Raw genomic sequence first — 17,217 nt, 5'->3', positions numbered from 1 at the left:
CTGGGGGCTGCGCCCCCAGACCCCCCTTTCGGCCTGAACGGCCTCGTCCTCAAACGCCGGACGGGCTGAAAATCAGCCCCTCCGGCGTTTGAGGAGCGGGGGTTCGGGGGCGGAGCCCCCGAGGAAGGGATGGGAACGGGTAGGGGCGGCGGGGGCGAAGAAGCCTCGGTATCCACAGGCGCAGGCGTGGGTCACCACGGCGTCGTACCCTGGACACCCCCGGCCCGTCAGACGTGTCGGGCGGTTCGCGTTGCTCCCTCGGATCCTCGGATGGAAACCTCTTCATGAGCCTGCACGGTCTGCTCGACGCCGTCGTCAAGGACGCCGCACTCACCGAAGCGGTGAAGGCCGCCGGCGACGGCAACCGTATGCACGTCGATCTGGTGGGCCCGCCCGCGGCCCGCCCGTTCGCCGTGGCGGCACTGGCCCGCGAGGCGGGCCGCACGGTGCTGGCGGTGACGGCCACGGGCCGCGAGGCCGAGGACCTGGCGGCGGCACTGCGGTCGCTGCTGCCCGCCGACGGGGTCGTGGAGTACCCGTCCTGGGAGACGCTGCCGCACGAGCGGCTGTCCCCGCGCAGCGACACCGTGGGACGCAGGCTCGCCGTCCTCCGCAGGCTCGCGCACCCGCGCCCGGACGACCCGGAGACCGGCCCGGTCTCCGTCGTGGTCGCTCCCGTCAGATCGGTCCTCCAGCCACAGGTCAAGGGCCTGGGCGACCTGGAGCCGGTGGCCCTGCGGACCGGCCAGACCGCCGACCTCGGCGACGTCGTGGCGGCCCTCGCGGCAGCGGCGTACGCACGGGTCGAGCTGGTCGAGAAGCGCGGCGAGTTCGCCGTACGCGGCGGGATCCTGGACGTCTTCCCGCCCACCGAGGAGCACCCGCTGCGCGTGGAGTTCTGGGGCGACGACGTCGAGGAGATCCGTTACTTCAAGGTCGCCGACCAGCGGTCCCTGGAGGTCGCCGCGCACGGGCTGTGGGCGCCGCCCTGCCGCGAGCTGCTGCTCACGGACGACGTACGGGAGAGGGCGGCCCGGCTGGCCGAGGCCCACCCCGAGCTGGGCGAACTGCTGGGCAAGATCGCCGAGGGCATCGCGGTCGAGGGCATGGAGTCCCTCGCGCCCGTCCTCGTCGACGACATGGAACTGCTCATCGACGTCCTGCCCAAGGGCTCCATGGCCGTCGTCTGCGACCCGGAGCGGGTGCGCACGCGCGCCTCGGACCTGGTGGCGACCTCGCAGGAGTTCCTCCAGGCGTCCTGGGCGGCCACCGCGGGCGGCGGCGAGGCCCCGATCGACGTCGACGCGGCGTCCCTGTGGGGCATCGCGGACGTACGGGACCGGGCCCGCGAGCTGGACATGATGTGGTGGTCGGTGTCGCCGTTCGCGGCCGACGAGACATTCACGGGTGCCGGTGACGCGGCGGGGGACGCGGACACGCTGAAGCTCGGGATGCACGCGCCCGAGACGTACCGCGGCGACACCGCGAAGGCCCTCGCCGACACCAAGGGCTGGCTCGCGGACGGCTGGCGCACGGTGTTCGTCACCGAGGCCCACGGCCCGGCGGCCCGTACGGTCGAGGTGCTCGGCGGTGAGGGCATCGCGGCCCGCCTGGAGTCGGACCTCGCCGGGCTCGTCCCCTCCATCGTCCAGGTGGCCTGCGGTTCCATCGACTACGGATTCGTCGACCCGGCGCTGAAGCTCGCCGTACTCACGGAGACCGACATCTCCGGCCAGAAGGCGGCCGGCAAGGACGGCGCGCGGATGCCGGCCCGCCGCCGGAAGACCATCGACCCGCTCACTCTCGAAGCCGGCGACTACATCGTCCACGAGCAGCACGGCGTCGGCCGCTACATCGAGATGGTGCAGCGGACGGTCCAGGGCGCGACCCGCGAGTACCTCGTCGTGGAGTACGCGCCGGCCAAGCGCGGCCAGCCCGGCGACCGTCTCTACATCCCCACCGACCAGCTGGAACAGATCACCAAGTACGTGGGCGGCGAGGCCCCGACCCTCCACCGCCTCGGCGGCGCCGACTGGACGAAGACCAAGGCGCGCGCGAAGAAGGCGGTCAAGGAGATCGCCGCCGACCTCATCAAGCTGTACTCCGCCCGGATGGCCGCCCCCGGGCACGCCTTCGGCGGCGACACGCCGTGGCAGCGCGAGCTGGAGGACGCCTTCCCGTACGTCGAGACGCCCGACCAGCTCACCACCATCGCCGAGGTCAAGGAGGACATGGAGAAGACGGTCCCGATGGACCGCCTGGTCTGTGGCGACGTGGGCTACGGCAAGACGGAGATCGCGGTCCGCGCGGCCTTCAAGGCGGTGCAGGACGGCAAGCAGGTCGCCGTCCTCGTACCGACGACGCTGCTGGTGCAGCAGCACTTCGGGACGTTCGGCGAGCGCTACTCGCAATTCCCGGTGAACGTACGGGCGTTGAGCCGCTTCCAGACGGACACCGAGGCGAAGGCGACCCTGGAGGGCCTGCGCGAGGGCTCGGTCGACGTCGTCATCGGTACGCACCGGCTCTTCTCCTCCGAGACCAGGTTCAAGGACCTGGGGCTCGTCATCGTCGACGAGGAGCAGCGGTTCGGCGTCGAGCACAAGGAGCAGTTGAAGAAGCTGCGCGCGAACGTGGACGTACTGACGATGTCCGCGACCCCCATCCCACGCACCCTGGAGATGGCGGTCACGGGCATCAGGGAGATGTCGACGATCACGACACCTCCGGAGGAGCGTCACCCGGTCCTGACCTTCGTCGGCCCGTACGAGGAGAAGCAGATCGGCGCGGCCGTCCGTCGCGAACTGCTCCGCGAGGGCCAGGTCTTCTACATCCACAACCGCGTCGAGTCCATCGACCGTGCGGCGGCGCGACTGCGCGAGATCATCCCGGAGGCGCGCATCGCGACCGCCCACGGCCAGATGTCCGAGCAGTCCCTGGAACAGGTCGTCGTCGACTTCTGGGAGAAGAAGTTCGACGTCCTCGTCTCCACGACGATCGTCGAATCGGGCATCGACATCTCGAACGCGAACACCCTGATCGTGGAGCGCGGCGACAACTTCGGCCTCTCCCAACTGCACCAGCTGCGCGGCCGGGTGGGCCGTGGCCGCGAGCGGGGGTACGCGTACTTCCTCTACCCGCCGGAGAAGCCCCTCACGGAGACGGCCCACGAGCGTCTCGCGACCATCGCCCAGCACACGGAGATGGGCGCGGGGATGTACGTGGCGATGAAGGACCTGGAGATCCGCGGAGCGGGAAACCTGCTGGGCGGCGAGCAGTCGGGTCACATCGCGGGCGTCGGCTTCGACCTGTACGTACGCATGGTCGGCGAGGCGGTCGCGGACTACCGCGCCTCTCTGGAGGGCGGCGTCGTGGAGGAGCCGGCGCTGGAGGTCAAGATCGAACTCCCGGTCGACGCGCACGTCCCGCACGACTACGCCCCGGGCGAGCGGCTGCGCCTGCAGGCGTACCGGTCGATCGCCTCGGTGAACTCCGAGGAGGACGTCAAGGCGGTACGCGAGGAACTCGTCGACCGCTACGGCAAGTTGCCCGAGCCGGTGGAGAACCTGCTGCTGGTCGCCGGTCTGCGGATGCTCGCGCGTGCGTGCGGCGTCGGCGAGATCGTCCTCCAGGGCAACAACATCCGCTTCGCGCCGGCGGAGTTGAGGGAGTCCCAGGAGCTGCGCCTCAAGCGGCTCTATCCGGGGACCGTGATCAAGCCGGCCGCACACCAGCTGCTGGTGCCCCGCCCGAAGACGGCGAAGGTGGGCGGCAAGCCGCTGGTCGGGCGGGAGTTCCTGGGGTGGACCGGGGAGTTCCTGGCTTCGATTCTGGGGTCCTGAGCGGATCGGACGGATCGCGCCGGGCGCCCCTTTGGACCCTGTGGACCGCTTGGACCCTGTGGACCGCGCGGGCGATCCTGTGGACCGTGCGGCCGGAAGGTAGGACCGCGTGACCGGAAGGTCAGGTGGCCCGGAAGAGCATTCCGCTGAGTGTGCGGAAGACGTCCTCCGGGTCCTGGTCGCCCACCGGTCCGTCCAGGTTGTGGCTGAGCAGCAGCGTGGCGAAGCCGTGGGCCAGGGACCAGGCGGCCACGCCGGCGAGACGGGCGTCGGCGCCGCGGCCCTCGGCGGGGACGGAGGACACGGCGTCGCGCAAGCGCTCGCCCGCGAGGGCACGGGCCGTCGTCAGCTCCAGGTCGTTCCCGCGCAGCAGCTCCGGTGTGAACATCACCTGGAAGTGGGCCGGGTGCTCGCGGGCGAAGCGGACGTAGCGCACGCCCGCGTCCTTCAGATCCGCGGCCTCCGTGAGCGTGGACGCCAGCAGTCCGTAGCCCTCCGCCGCGATCGCCGTCAGCAGACCCGTGCGGTCCTTGAAGTGGTGCGCCGGCGCCGCGTGCGAGACACCGGCGCGGCGGGCCAGGTCCCGCAGGCTCAGCGCGGAGGGGCCCTCGGCGGAGATGACGTCGAGCGCGGCCGTCACGATCGCGCGGCGCAGGTCTCCGTGGTGGTACGCGCGGCGTCCGCCGGACCTGGTGGCTGAGGGTTCGGACGGCTCGGACGGCTCGGACGGTTCCGACAGTCCGGACGGTCCGGTGGGCCTGGGGGACCCGGCGGGCCCGGTGGACGGCGTGCGAGTGCGCTTCGTCATGGTCAGCAGCGTACGCCGAATCTAGGCATTGACAAGTTTGGTGCGGTCGGGCAATCTAGACAGTGTCAAGTTGTCGGGCGGTCGGGATGAACGAAACGGATGAAGGGGGTACGGCATGTCTGTGGACGCGGATGAGGCGGTGCTGGGCGGCGGTGGGGTCGAGCTCGGCAGGGTGCGGCAGATGTGGCATCTGATCGAGCCTCTGCATGCCGTGCTCTATTACGCGCCGGAGGTCTTCGAGGAGGCGGCCGCACTCGGCTTCGACGTCGGGGACCGCTGGCCGAGCTACTTCCCGTTGCGTGCCGCCCCGTTGGGCGCCGTCGGGAGCGAGCGTGTGGCCTCGGCCTTCTACAGCTTCAGCCCTCGCATGGTCGCCGAGCACATGGATCGTGCGTGGCGGGCCGCCGATCCTCGGAAGGTGCTGGAGGCCAGGGAGCGGGGCATCGACCGGGCGTATCGAGCGATATTCGGCGACCGTGTCGACAGTCCCGAGCTGGCGGAAGCGGCCGCACTCGCCCGCCGCGCGGCCGAGTCGGTGACCACGGCCGGCCGCCCCTTGGCCGCCGCCAACGCCGAGTTGTCCTGGCCGGAGGCCCCTCATCAGCAGTTGTGGCACGCGGCGACGATCCTGCGTGAGCACCGCGGTGACGGACATCTGGCCGCGCTGCTCGTCGCGGGCCTCGACCCCGTCGAGTCGCTCGTGTCGTTCGCGGCGATAGGCGCCGCGTCCGTGGAGCGGTTCGAGAGCCGGGGGTGGAGTCGAGGGGAGTGGGCTGCAGCGCGTGAACGGCTCGTCGCACGGGGGCTGTTGGCCGCGGACGGCACGGCGACGGATGCCGGCCGTGCCCTCCGACAGGAGGTGGAGCGGCACACCGACGAGCTGGCCGCCGAACCCTGGCGGGCGCTGGGTCCCGACGACACCGGTCGACTCGCCGATCTGCTGGGGGAGTTCTGGGTCGCGGTCCTCGGCTCGGGGCTGCTGCCGTCGGAGACGACGTTGGGAATCGGGAAGGTGTGAGGGGGGATTCCCAACTGCCGGTCACCACCGGTGTCACGCCGGTTGTGCACCACTTGGCCGTTGAAGTCCGATGAGGTCCGTTCGCTGCCTGTTATTGCGCGACCCTTTCGCCAGTACGGTGAGGCCCAGGGAAACCGCCCGCTCGGGGCGGACAGGGGCAAGCAAGGGGAGGGAGCGCCGTGACGCTCTGGACCAGGGTCGCCGGAGCCGCGGTACTGCTGCTCGCCGCCACCGGCTGCACCGTGGAGACACCGGGTTCCGCCGGCCCCGAGGAGTCGGCGGCGGGCGCGGGCACGGGCGCCGGCGGAGCTGCCCTCACCGCCGTCGACGGACTGACCGTCAAGGGGCGGGCGCCCATGACGGGATACGACCGGGACAAGTTCGGCAGCCCCTGGGCGGACACGGACACGAACGGCTGCGACACCCGCGACGACATCCTCAAACGGGACCTGAAGGAGGTGAAGTTCAGCGACGGCGACTGCCAGGTGAGTTCCGGGACACTCGACCCCGACCCGTACACCGACAAGGACGTCACCTTCGTACGAGGGGGCCGCAGCGAGGTCGACATAGACCATCTGGTCGCGCTGTCGGACGCCTGGCAGAAGGGCGCCCAGAAGTGGGACGCGAGCAAGCGGATAGCGCTGGCCAACGACCCGCTGAACCTCCTCGCCGTCGACGCCGGCCGCAACCGCAGCAAGGGCGACGGGGACACGGCGACCTGGCTCCCGCCCCACAAGGCGTACCGCTGCACGTATGTGGCCCGGCAGGTGGCCGTGAAGAAGAAGTACGAGCTGTGGGTCACCGCCGCCGAGAGGGACGCCATGAAGCGGGTGCTGTCCGGCTGCCCGGGGCAGAAACTTCCTTCCGGCGGGACCTCGACCCAGGCGCCGAAGCGGTTCCACGCGGGCTGAGTGGACTCAGTGGGGTGAGCAGCGGTCTGAGTGGGCCGACTGGGGTGAGCGGGATGGCGCGCGTGGTCGGGCCGGATCCGCGGAGGTAAATCCGTTCCGCACCGCCCGAGCCGACGCCTACCGTGTCCCGCATGGAGCTGAAGGTATCGAGCCTCGCCGAGCGGCCCGAGATGCACGGCCGGGTGACGGGTATGGCGGACACCTGGCCCGAGTTCCTGCGCAACGACCCCGTCGGCAACGCGCACTACGGCCGCATCGCCACCGAGCTGCCGGAGTACGTGCTGTTCGCCGAGGACGAGCGCGGACAGGTGGTCGCGCACGCCTACAGCGTGCCGTTCGCCCTCGCGGACGAAGACCGGGGCGAGCTGCCGGCGCGGGGCTGGGACGAGGTGCTGGTGTGGGCGTTCTCCGACCGGCGCCATGGCGTCACCCCGGACACGGTGAGCGCGATCTCGATCGTCGTCGCCCCGCACGCCCAGGGCACCGGTCTGTCCGCCCGCATGCTCTCCGCGATGCGTGACAACGCCCGGGCCCAGGGCTTCGACGAGGTCGTCGCCCCGGTGCGCCCGAGCGCGAAGCATCTGGAGCCGCGTACGGAGATGGCGGAGTACGCCTTCCGGACGCGCGGTGACGGGTTGCCGCACGACCCGTGGCTGCGGGTCCACGTCCGGGCGGGCGCGCGCATCGAGGCGGTGGCACCGGCGTCGATGACCGTGGCGGCGTCGCTCGACGAGTGGCGGGCGTGGACGGGGCTGCCCTTCGACGAGGAGGGCCAGGTCGAGGTGCCCGGCGCACTGGTGCCGGTCCACTGCGAGCCGCGCCGCGGGTACGCGGTCTACGTCGAGCCCAACGTGTGGGTGCGGCACGCTCTTTGAGACGCGTGCGGTGGTGCGGTGTGTCTGGTTGGGGCGCATCCGGTGTGTCCGGTTGAGGTGTGCGGGTGTGCCTGGGCGTCCAGCGGGCCCGACGAGGCGCGCGCCTGCATGGCATGCCTCGTGGGCGCGCCCCTGAAGGCGCGCCCATCGGCTTCCGTCGGTCCGGGCGGCTTCCGTCAGCCGCCCATCTCGTCCAGGTCCATGACCTCGCCCGCGGGCTTCTCGGCCGGGACCGGGGTGTCGAAGTCGCCGAAGGTGACCGTGCCCGGGTCCTCGGCGGACTTGCTGACGACCTTCAGCAGGTAGGGCTTGCCCTCGGTGGCGACGTAGAGCGTGTAGGTGTCCTTGCCGTCCTTCTCGTGGAGGACGATCGCCGGGGTGCCGTCGACCGTGGTCGTCCTGCCGCGGGTGGCGTCGGAGTTGACGTCCTTGAAGTCCGCGAGCACGGTGTCGAGGTCGCAGAAGCTCGCGATGTCCTTGGCGTCCGAACCGGTCGCGGACATCTTGGTCCACTTGCCGGCCAGCATGGCCACCACTCCGTCGGTCTCCTCCTTGGACGCGCCGTCGCTCTGGGCGCGCAGGAACTTCTCGTCGTACTTCATGTAGAGGGTGTCGCCGGTCTTGACGAGGTCGGCCTTGCCCTGGCCGTTCGCGCTCATGGTGCCCGCGCACTCGCCCTTTCTGTCGAGGGCCATGTCCAGGCCGACGCGGCTGCCGTCGTCGTCCTTGATGTCGCCCTTCATGCGCAGCGACGAGGCGTTCGAGGTGGCCTTCACGGCCTGGTCGGCTATCTCGCCGCCGGTCTGCCCGGCGAACGGGCCCTTCGGCTTGCTGTCCGCCTTCTCCTCCCCGGGCAGGCAGCCGGTGAGGGAGGCGGCGGCCGTGGCGGCGAGGCAGAGAGCGGCAAGTGCGGTGCGACGCATGACAGTTCCTTGAAGTGTCGAGGTGAAGAGAGGAGAAGAGAGGAGGAGAGGGCGCGAAGGCGCGCGGGCGTGCAGAGCGGTGGAGAGAAGGCGCGCGGGCGCGGATGCGGCGGGTGTCGGCCGGGTGGTGGGGACGGCGGCGTGCGGCGGTGTCAGCCGGTCTTCTTCCAGTCCTTGCAGCCCGTGGTCTTGAAGTACGCGTCGCCCGCGGCGACGGTCACGACGGCCGTGCCGGACACGTTGTTGTTCGCGAGGATCGACTCCATGGAGTGCGAGGCGTCCTTGGTGCGCTCCCAGTAGCAGAGGTCGTCGGTGTTGCCGGTGGACCTGTAGGTGCCGGGAGCGATGTCGACGCCGACTCTGTGCATTCCGCCGTCGCCCTTGATCAGCGTGGCCGGTGTGCCGGTGGCCTTCGCGTCGACGGCTTCCCAGTCCTTGCAGCCGCTCGACTTGAAGAGCTTGTCGCCCGCCGGGATCGTCACATAGCTGGTGCCGCTGACGTTGTCGTTGGCGAGGATGGAGTCCATCTCGCCCGAGGCGTCCTTGGCGCGCTCCCAGTAGCAGAGGGCGTCCGCGTTGCCCGTGGTGCGGTAGGTGCCGGGCTTGACGTCGGTGCCGACCTCGAAGTCGCCGTCGCCCTGGAACGCCACCTTCTTCTCGGCCTTGTCCGCCTTGGCGTCCTTCTTCGTGTCCTCGTCCGCCTCGGTGTCGGACCCGGCGTCCGACTTCGTGCCGGACTCGCGCTCCGCGGAGGCCGCGGAGTCCTTGCCGTTGCCGCCGGAACCGCTGTCCCCGTCGTCGCCCGCGTTCGCCGACACCGCGCCGATGACGACGACACTCACGACGACCCCCAGCGCGATCTTGCCCTTGGCGCCCATGACAGTCCCCTCCCCCAGAGGTGACGGCCGCCGCTTTCGGCAGCCGTTCATCCGATGGGTCAATCACAGCAGAGCTTGTGAACCGAGTCAACACGGTTCACAAGGATGAGCGAGTGCACGGCCGTGAATGGGTTGTTGCCACGTACGTCGGTATGCTCGACGCCACACACCAGGACGAGGGGAGCCGTGCGGGTGCAGGACAACGCGACAGAGGTCACCGCGGCCGGAATCGCCAGGCTCGCCGGAGTCGGCCGGGCCGCCGTCAGCAACTGGCGGCGCCGCCACGCCGACTTCCCCAAACCCGTCGGCGGCACCGAGACCAGCCCCTCCTTCGCGCTCACCGAGGTCGAGATCTGGCTGCGCACCCAGGGCAAGCTCGCCGAGGTGCCCCTGCGCGAGCGCGTATGGCAGCAGCTCGCCGGTCACCCGGAGGGCCCGGTCACCGCCCTGGTCCATGTCGGCTGCGCGCTCCTGCTCGTCAACGACCGCCCCACGGTCTGGCTGGAGCTGAGCGCCGGCTCCGACGCGCGCCTCGCCGAACTGCTGCCCGCGCCGCTCGATCAGGTCCTCACCCCGCGCTTCGGCCTGGTCCGCAAACGGGCCGTGGACACGCCGACCGCCGCCCAACTGCTCCCGTCCGCCCCCCTGTTGCGCGGCGCCGCCGACCTCGCGGCCGAGCTGGGCACGCGGAAGGCGTACGAGTTCCTGCTCGGAAGGCACCTCGACGCCAACCCCCGCCAGTACACGCTCACGCCGACCGGCCTCGCCGCCCTGATGACCGACCTCGCGGGCACCGCCCGTACCGTCCTCGACCCGGCGTGCGGCACCGGCGCCCTGCTGCGCGCGGTGGCCGCCGCGCAGGGCGCGTTGGGCATCGAGGATCAGCACCTGTACGGCCAGGACAGCGCCTCCGAACTGGCCGCCCTCACCGCACTGCGCCTCGCCCTCCACGCGGAGGCCACCGTGACGACCGTGCGCACCGCCGCCGCCGACAGCCTCCGCGACGACGCGTACGGCACCCTGAGGGCCGACGCAGTGCTGTGCCATCCGCCGTTCAACGAGCGCAACTGGGGCCACGACGAGCTCGCCTACGACCCCCGCTGGGAGTACGGCTTCCCGGCCCGCACCGAGTCCGAACTGGCCTGGGTCCAGCACGCGTTGGCCCGCCTCAAGGAAGGCGGCATCGCCGTCCTCCTGATGCCGCCCGCCGCCGCCTCGCGCCGCTCCGGCCGCCGCATCCGCGCCGACCTGCTGCGCCGCGGCGCCCTGCGCGCGGTGATCGCCCTGCCGCCGGGCGCGGCACCCCCGTACAACCTCCCGCTGCACCTGTGGGTGCTGCGCAGGCCCGCCCTCACGGCACACCCCGCGCAGCCCGAGGTGCTGCTCGCCGACACCGGCGTGTTCACGGCCGACAGCCGTGGCGGCCTCGACTGGCAGTCCATGCGTGCCGCGGTCCTCGACGCCTGGCGCCCCTTCGACCGCACCGGCAGCGCGCCCGAACAGCCGGGACTCAGCCGTTCGGTGCCGGTCATCGAACTCCTCGACGACGACGTGGACCTGGCCCCGGCCCGCCATCTCCCGCCCCCCGCGGCGGGCGGCGGCGCCGAGCAACTCGCCGACGTACGCGACCGCCTCGGCGAGACCCTCCGCCGCACCGGCGAACTCACCCCGCCCGCCGCCGACCCGCGTCCGCCGACCCGCTGGCCGCTCACCACGATCGGCGAACTCGCGCGCGGGGGCGCACTCCAGCTGCGTACGGGCGGAAACGGCGGCCACGCGCGCGTGCCCGTCCTCACCGACCACGACGTCCTCGCCGGAACAGCGCCCTCCGGAACGCTGCCCGAGAGCGACGACGAACCGGTCCTCACCGAGCCCGGAGACGTCGTCGTCCCCGTGCTCGGCGGCGGCGCCATCGCGCGCGTCGTCGACGAGGCGACCGCGGGCGCCGCCCTCGGCCGCAACCTCGCGCTGCTGCGGCCCGACCCGGCCGCCATCGACCCGTGGTTCCTCGCCGGCTTCCTGCGCGGCACCGCCAACAACCGCCAGGCCAGCAGCTACGCGTCCACCGCGACCCGCCTCGACGTCCGCCGCCTCCAGGTGCCCCGGCTGCCACTGGACCAGCAGCGCACGTACGGCGAACGGTTCCGGGCGCTCGCCGAGTTCGAGGAGGCGCTACGGCTGGCCGGGCGCCTCGGCGAACAGCTGGTCCGCGGCATGTACGACGGCCTGACGGACGGCACTGTCGAGCCCGGCTGAGACGGTTGGGGCGGACGGAGTGATCAGCACGACAACGGTTCGGTACAACCCGGGAACAGTTGTCCTTGTCGGCCTATACGCTCGGACTTCCAACTCGTAGGTTCGTCCTCCGTCCGTTCTCCGTCCGACCTTCGTCCGTCCTCATCAGGCCTCCAGGAGCAACCATGCAAGGCCACGGCCAGGCGCAGCCGGTGAAGCCGCCACCCTCGACCGGGTTGCTGGTCTTCCTGCGCGTGTTCTTCGTGGTGATCTCGGTGTGCAGCTTCGGCCTGCTCGGCTGGACGATGATGCTGCGCCTGGCACTCGTGACCCGCAAGTCCCTCGACTGGGGCCTGTTCGTGGCCACCCTCGCGGCCGAGATCCTCGGCCTCGTCCTGCTCGGCACCGAGCCCGGCGAGGAGATCCACACCGTCGGCGGCTGGCTCGGCCTCGCCCTGCTCTTCGGCTCGCTCGTGGTCGTGATCTCGTACTACCTGGCGGCGGACATCCGCCACTTCCACCAGCTCGGCTACGCGACAGCGGGCTACGCGCAGCACCAGCAGCCCCCGTCGTCCGTGTACGGCTACCCGCAGCAGCAGTCGCCGTACACCGCCGCGACGGGCCCGCACACCCCGGTGCCCCCGATGGCGCCGATACCCCAGCCCGCCGCGCCCCAGCCCGGCACGCCGACCCCGACCCCGGCCCCGCCGCCCCAGCCGCAGCGCCCCGCGCCCGCCCGGATCGACCAGGTGCGCGCCGAGCTCGACGAGCTGAGTGACTATCTCCGCAAGCACGAGGACGGCAGGTGACCGTGGCGTCGGGACGTGTGATCACCGGCCGCTACGAACTGTCCACGCTCATCGGACAGGGCGGCATGGGCCAGGTGTGGACGGCGTACGACCAGCGCCTCGACCGGCGCGTCGCCGTCAAACTGCTGCGCCCCGACAAGGTCGCGGGCGCCGAGGCCGACGAACTGCGCCGCCGCTTCGTGCGCGAGTGCCGCGTCACCGCCCAGGTCGACCACCCCGGCCTGGTCACCGTCCACGACGCGGGCAGCGAGGGCGAGGAGCTGTTCCTCGTCATGCAGTACGTCGACGGCGCCGACCTCTCCGACCACCTCGCCGAGCACGACCCGTACCCCTGGCAGTGGGCCGTCTCGGTCGCGGCCCAGCTGTGCGCCGTACTGTCCGCGGTGCACGCCGTGCCGATCGTCCACCGCGACCTCAAGCCGCGGAACGTGATGGTCAAGCAGGACGGCACGGTCACCGTCCTCGACCTCGGCGTCGCGTCGGTCATGGACACGGACACGACCCGTCTCACCCACACCGGTTCACCCATCGGCTCGCCCGCCTACATGGCCCCCGAGCAGGCGATGGGCGGCGCGGTCGGCCCGTACACGGATCTGTACGCGCTCGGGGTGCTGCTGCACGAACTCCTCAGCGGAGACGTGCCGTTCTCGGGCTCCACCGCCCTCGGCGTCCTCCATCGCCACCTCTACGAACCGCCCCTTCCGGTCCGCCGCCTGCGCCCCGAGGTCCCGGAAGCGCTCGAAGCGCTAGTACTGCGGCTGCTCTCCAAGGACCCGCAGCACCGCCCGGACTCCGCACAGGAGACGTACGAGCAACTGCTGCCCCTGCTTCCCGCGCGCGGGATCCCGTCCGGCGGCCCGCTCGACCCCACCCGCCCCTTCCTGCGCCCGCACGCCCCCTGGCCGGACCGGGCCAGGACCCCCGCGGCCCAGCCGCAGGCCACCCCGGCCGCCGAGAAGCCCGATGTCGCGGGAGCCGTCGACGAGGTCAAGCGCCTCCTCGGCGAGGGCCGCATCACGCAGGCCGTCGACATCCTCGGCGGCATCCTCCCGGCCGCCGCCGCCCAGCACGGCGAGCACTCACCCGTCGTCCGCACCCTGCGCAAGCAGTACGCGGCCACGCTGATGGACGACGGCCAGTACCGCCGCGCCCTGCCCGAACTGCGCCTCCTCGCCGACGAGCGCGCCGCCGAGGCGGGCCAGGCCGACCCGCAGTCCCTGCGCTTCCGCTACGAGGCCGCCCAGTGCCTGGAACAGCTCGGCGAACCGGCCGCCGCGCTCGCCGAGTACCGCGCGCTGCTCCCGTACTACGAGAACCAGTACGTCGCCCAGGACGCCGAGCTCTCCTTCGAAGTCCGCCGCCGCATCGGCCACCTGCTGCTCGCCCTCGGCGACCGCGCCGCCGCCCACGACACCCTGGCCCGCCTCCAGTACGACGTCGAACGGCTGAGGGGCCCCGGCCATCCGCTGGTCGCGGAGATCAGCAGGACCCTGCAATGGCTGGGGCAGGTCCGCGGCTGACCTGCCCCGAAGGGCCTTGAGTCCAGGGCCGATCGCCCGCCTTCGGGCAGGTTTTGCGCCGCCTTGGCCCAAGGAGAGCCGCGGCGGCCACACGATCATCGTCGACCGCGACGCCTGGGACGCGCCGGTGGCGATCACCGGCTGAGACCGCTGTGCGGCGTGAGGATGGAGACGGCCCGGGGACGGTGCCCGAAGTCCTGGCGAATCGTTGGGTCGAATGGGTGGCCGAGAGCCGGTCCCCTGCCTACCATCGATCACCGCAAGACTTTGTGCACCGTCGCACAAGCTCCTACAGGAGGTCTCCTTGCACCGCCGTCGCACCGCGTTCCTCCTCTCCGCCGCGCTCGTCACCGCGGCCCCCCTCCTCACCGCCTGCGGCAACGACGCGCATCCCGGTGCCGCGGCCGTCGTCGGCGGCGACCGCATCACCGTCTCCCAGCTGGAGAACCGGGTGAACGAGGTACGGTCCGCGCAGCGGGCGGCCACCACGGGCGAAGCGCAGTACGAACAGGCCATCGCCAAGTCCGGCGGCCTCACCCGCGACACCCTGCACGGCATGGTCCTCGACCGCGTCCTGCACCGGGCCGCACAGGACGCGGGCGTGACCGTCACCCGCAAGGAGGTCCAGAGCTTCCGCGGCGACCTGGAGAAGCAGGCGGGCGACGCGAAGGCACTGGAAGTGGCCTGGCTCCAGCAGTACGGCGTCGCGCCCGAGCGGCTCGACGACAACCTCCGCGTCCAGATCGAGGCCCAGAAGCTCGCCGCCGCACTCGGCACGGACACCAGCCAGCCCGCCTTCTGGAAGGCACTGTCCGAGGCCTCCAAGAAGATGGACGTCGACCTGAACCCGCGCTACGGCGACTGGGACGTGGAGAAGAGCAGCCGCGTCGACGCCAAGCTGCCCTGGCTGCGCGAGGTCACCTCGTCGGGAAGCAAGGAAACGGCGTAACCGGTCCGGCCATGTCGTGACCCCGCCCTGTTCACGGCACGTGACCTTGATGTCAGTGGCGTGGGTTACGTTCGGTGTGTGAACGCATCCAGCCCGGGGCGCATCGTCCTGCTCACCACCAGCCACCGAGTCGCGCCCGGACTCCTGTCCTGGCCCGCCTGGCAGGCGCTGCACGGCGCCGACCGCGTCCTGTGCGCGGACGGCACGCACCCCCAGCTGCCGTATCTGCGCGAGGCGGGCATCCAGGTCGACGAGGCCGCGCCGACCGCGGAGGACCTGGTCGACACCTGCGCCGGCGGGCACACGGTCGTCGTCGTGGCCACCGGCGAGGGCGAGCCGCGCCTGACCGACGGCCTGGCCCGGCTGGCCGGCTCCGGGCGCGTTCAGATGCCCGATCTCGAACTGCTCCCCGCGTCGTACGACCTCCCGGGCGCCCGCCTCCTCGACCTCGTCCAGGTCATGGACCGCATCCGCGCCGAGTGCCCCTGGTCGTCCCAGCAGACCCACAAGGGCCTGGCGAAATACGGCATCGAGGAGGCGTACGAACTCGTCGAGGCCATCGAGGAGGGCGACCGCGACGAACTGCGCGAGGAACTCGGCGACGTTCTGCTCCAGGTCGTCTTCCACGCCCGGATCGCCGAGGAGGGCCGCCCGGAGGACGGGGAGGAGCCCTTCTCCATCGACGACGTGGCGGGCGGCATCGTCACCAAGCTCATCCACCGCCACCCGCACGTCTTCGGCGACGAGACCGCCTCGACCCCCGAGGAGGTCAAGGAGCACTGGCTGCGCACCAAGGCCGTCGAGAAGCAGCGGACATCCGTGACCGAGGGCGTCCCGCTCGGCCAGCCCGGCCTCGCACTCGCCGCCAAGCTGGCATCCCGCGCACGCACGGCGGGCCTGGAGGTGCCACTGCCCCAGGGCGAGGGCGTCGGCTACGAACTACTGGCGCTGGCGGTCCGCGCCGAGACGGACGGCGTGGACCCGGAGGCGGCGCTCCGGGTGGCGGCGCGGGCGTACCGGGACGCGATACGGGCGAGTGAAGGCTAGGCGGGAGCCGGTCAGGTATCCCGTGCCGAGGCTCTCAGTCGGGCGCACGCGCCGACGGGTTGTGCCAGTGCGGACGGGGTCGGTGGAGAAGCCATTCGCCCGGGCCGAGCGGGCGGGCCTGTCCCCGATCGGTGGGCGGCAGATCGTCGCAGAAGACACGCTCGGGGTCGGCGCCGAGCACGGGGAGGACCTCGGCGGTCTCGTCGACCAGCCTGGGCGGACCGGCCAGATAGATGTCATGGCGGGCCCAGTTGGCCCGGTTGCCCAGCGCCGTCAGCAGCCGGCCGGTGGCCTGGGCCTTCGGCCGGCCGGGCGCGGGCGTTATGACGGTGACGTCGAGATGCGGCAGCCGCGTGCATAACTCCCCGAGCGCGGCCCGGTCGTACAGGTAGGCGGTGTCCCGGGCGACCACGAAGAGCCGGGCCTCGTCGTACGAGCCCGGCTCCCATGCCAGTTGCTGCAGCAGCGCCTTGACCGGTGCCCAGCCGGTGCCCGCGGCGATGAACGTGACGGGCCGCTCCACCGGCGTACGCAGGGTCAGCCGGCCACCGGGCGCGCCGAGCCGCAGGATGTCGCCCGCGCGGGTGTGGCGGACGAGCTCGGTGGACAGGACGCCGTCCTCGACGAGGCTGACGTGCAGGTCGAGGGTGTCGTCGGGACGCGGCGCGTTGGCCAGGGAGTAGGGGCGCCAGACGCCCGGGATGCGGGGGCTGTTGACGCTCACGTACTGGCCGGGCAGATGGGAGAGGGGGCGGTGGGGGCGCAGCTTCAGCACGGCGAGGTCGTCCCCGTGCCTGGTGCGGTCGAGCACCTCGGCGTCCCACCACGGCGGCTCCCCTTGGCTCTCAGCCTCCCATGCGCCGTCCATCATGGAGTCCGCGATCACGGCGTACGCCTCGTCCCAGGCCTTCTCCACCTCCGTGCTCCACGCCGACCCCGACACGGCGGCGAACGCGGCGGTCAGGCTCGTGCCCACCGCCGCGTAGTGCTCCGGCCGCGCCAGATACTTCCGGTGGTCCCGCCCCAGCTCCCACAGGTACTCGTGCATCCCCGGTTCCCCCAGGCGCCCCACGACCAGCGTCAACGCGGCGAACAGACGGTCCCGCTGACGTTCCATGTCCTCCGGGAAATCCAGCGGGAACAGGGCGCGGACATCGGGGTGGTGCCAGAAGAGGTGCGAGTAGAAGTACTTGGCCGCGAATTCGGCTCGCCTTTCGACGACCGCGAAACTGGTCCGGAGGAGATCGGGGTCCACGGGCGCGAATGTATGGAGGTTCCGGCTCGTGGGGTCAAGGAGCAGGTGATTCAGGGACGTTCTCTGGCAATCGGTGCAAGTTGCGGAGTGAAGCCCGGCTCGGAGAGCCGCCGAGACGCGCCACAACGGAACCGGATCGGCTCCCGCCAC

The 17,217-nt window shown here is 71.6% G+C and carries 13 protein-coding genes; 9 read left to right on the top strand and 4 right to left on the bottom strand.

Features of this window, described 5'->3' with window-relative positions; genetic code table 11:
• Nucleotides 1-284 precede the first annotated feature (284 nt).
• Nucleotides 285-3,839 carry a transcription-repair coupling factor gene (mfd, locus tag ACZ5VQ_RS43970; RefSeq protein ID WP_469109899.1) on the top strand — a complete coding sequence of 1,185 codons (3,555 nt, stop codon included), beginning with the start codon at nt 285-287 and terminating at the stop codon, nt 3,837-3,839.
• Between the two features lie 121 nt (nt 3,840-3,960).
• Here the strand turns inward: mfd and ACZ5VQ_RS43965 are convergent, their stop codons facing one another.
• A complete protein-coding gene (locus tag ACZ5VQ_RS43965; RefSeq protein WP_469109898.1) occupies nt 3,961-4,647 on the bottom strand; it encodes a TetR/AcrR family transcriptional regulator in 687 nt (228 codons plus the stop codon).
• A 115-nt stretch (nt 4,648-4,762) separates the two neighbouring features.
• On the opposite strand from ACZ5VQ_RS43965, the gene ACZ5VQ_RS43960 reads away from it, so the two are divergent.
• The 3 genes from ACZ5VQ_RS43960 (at nt 4,763) to ACZ5VQ_RS43950 (ending at nt 7,451) form a co-directional block, all read left to right on the top strand.
• A complete protein-coding gene (locus ACZ5VQ_RS43960; RefSeq protein WP_469109897.1) occupies nt 4,763-5,665 on the top strand; it encodes an SCO6745 family protein in 903 nt (300 codons plus the stop codon).
• A 179-nt stretch (nt 5,666-5,844) separates the two neighbouring features.
• A complete protein-coding gene (locus ACZ5VQ_RS43955; protein ID WP_469109896.1) occupies nt 5,845-6,576 on the top strand; it encodes an HNH endonuclease family protein in 732 nt (243 codons plus the stop codon).
• A gap of 131 nt (nt 6,577-6,707) precedes the next feature.
• On the top strand, nt 6,708-7,451 hold the full coding sequence (locus ACZ5VQ_RS43950; protein ID WP_362075722.1) for an N-acetyltransferase: 744 nt from the start codon (nt 6,708-6,710) through the stop codon (nt 7,449-7,451).
• Nucleotides 7,452-7,627: 176 nt separating this feature from the next.
• Here ACZ5VQ_RS43950 and ACZ5VQ_RS43945 read toward each other — a convergent pair whose 3' ends face one another.
• Together ACZ5VQ_RS43945 and ACZ5VQ_RS43940 are read right to left on the bottom strand one after the other, a co-directional pair.
• Entirely contained in the window at nt 7,628-8,374 is a 747-nt protein-coding gene (locus ACZ5VQ_RS43945; protein WP_469109895.1) for a hypothetical protein, read from the bottom strand.
• Nucleotides 8,375-8,526: 152 nt separating this feature from the next.
• Nucleotides 8,527-9,252 carry a hypothetical protein gene (locus ACZ5VQ_RS43940; protein ID WP_469109894.1) on the bottom strand — a complete coding sequence of 242 codons (726 nt, stop codon included), beginning with the start codon at nt 9,250-9,252 and terminating at the stop codon, nt 8,527-8,529.
• 192 nt (nt 9,253-9,444) lie between these two features.
• Between ACZ5VQ_RS43940 and ACZ5VQ_RS43935 the strand changes: the two genes are divergently transcribed.
• The 5 genes from ACZ5VQ_RS43935 (at nt 9,445) to ACZ5VQ_RS43915 (ending at nt 15,812) form a co-directional block, all read left to right on the top strand.
• Entirely contained in the window at nt 9,445-11,508 is a 2,064-nt protein-coding gene (locus ACZ5VQ_RS43935; protein WP_469109893.1) for an N-6 DNA methylase, read from the top strand.
• 164 nt (nt 11,509-11,672) lie between these two features.
• Nucleotides 11,673-12,296 (top strand): hypothetical protein, encoded by a 624-nt coding sequence (locus ACZ5VQ_RS43930; RefSeq protein ID WP_469109892.1) that lies wholly within the window; start codon nt 11,673-11,675, stop codon nt 12,294-12,296.
• 38 nt (nt 12,297-12,334) lie between these two features.
• Nucleotides 12,335-13,816, top strand: coding sequence for a serine/threonine-protein kinase (locus ACZ5VQ_RS43925; RefSeq protein ID WP_398894131.1), 1,482 nt, complete (start codon nt 12,335-12,337; stop codon nt 13,814-13,816).
• A gap of 304 nt (nt 13,817-14,120) precedes the next feature.
• The gene (locus ACZ5VQ_RS43920; protein WP_469109891.1) at nt 14,121-14,765 is read left to right on the top strand and encodes a SurA N-terminal domain-containing protein; all 645 of its coding nucleotides are present in this window, start codon (nt 14,121-14,123) and stop codon (nt 14,763-14,765) included.
• A 60-nt stretch (nt 14,766-14,825) separates the two neighbouring features.
• Nucleotides 14,826-15,812: a nucleoside triphosphate pyrophosphohydrolase gene (locus ACZ5VQ_RS43915; RefSeq protein WP_469109890.1), complete on the top strand. Its 987-nt coding sequence runs from the start codon at nt 14,826-14,828 to the stop codon at nt 15,810-15,812.
• A 34-nt stretch (nt 15,813-15,846) separates the two neighbouring features.
• Here ACZ5VQ_RS43915 and ACZ5VQ_RS43910 read toward each other — a convergent pair whose 3' ends face one another.
• A complete protein-coding gene (locus ACZ5VQ_RS43910; protein WP_469109889.1) occupies nt 15,847-17,067 on the bottom strand; it encodes a globin domain-containing protein in 1,221 nt (406 codons plus the stop codon).
• Nucleotides 17,068-17,217 lie beyond the last annotated feature (150 nt).

It is taken from the genome of Streptomyces sp. NPDC033178, assembly GCF_055577685.1.
The sequence above is the reverse complement of the archived record's forward strand: the minus strand, read 5'-3'. Positions and strand labels throughout refer to the sequence as shown.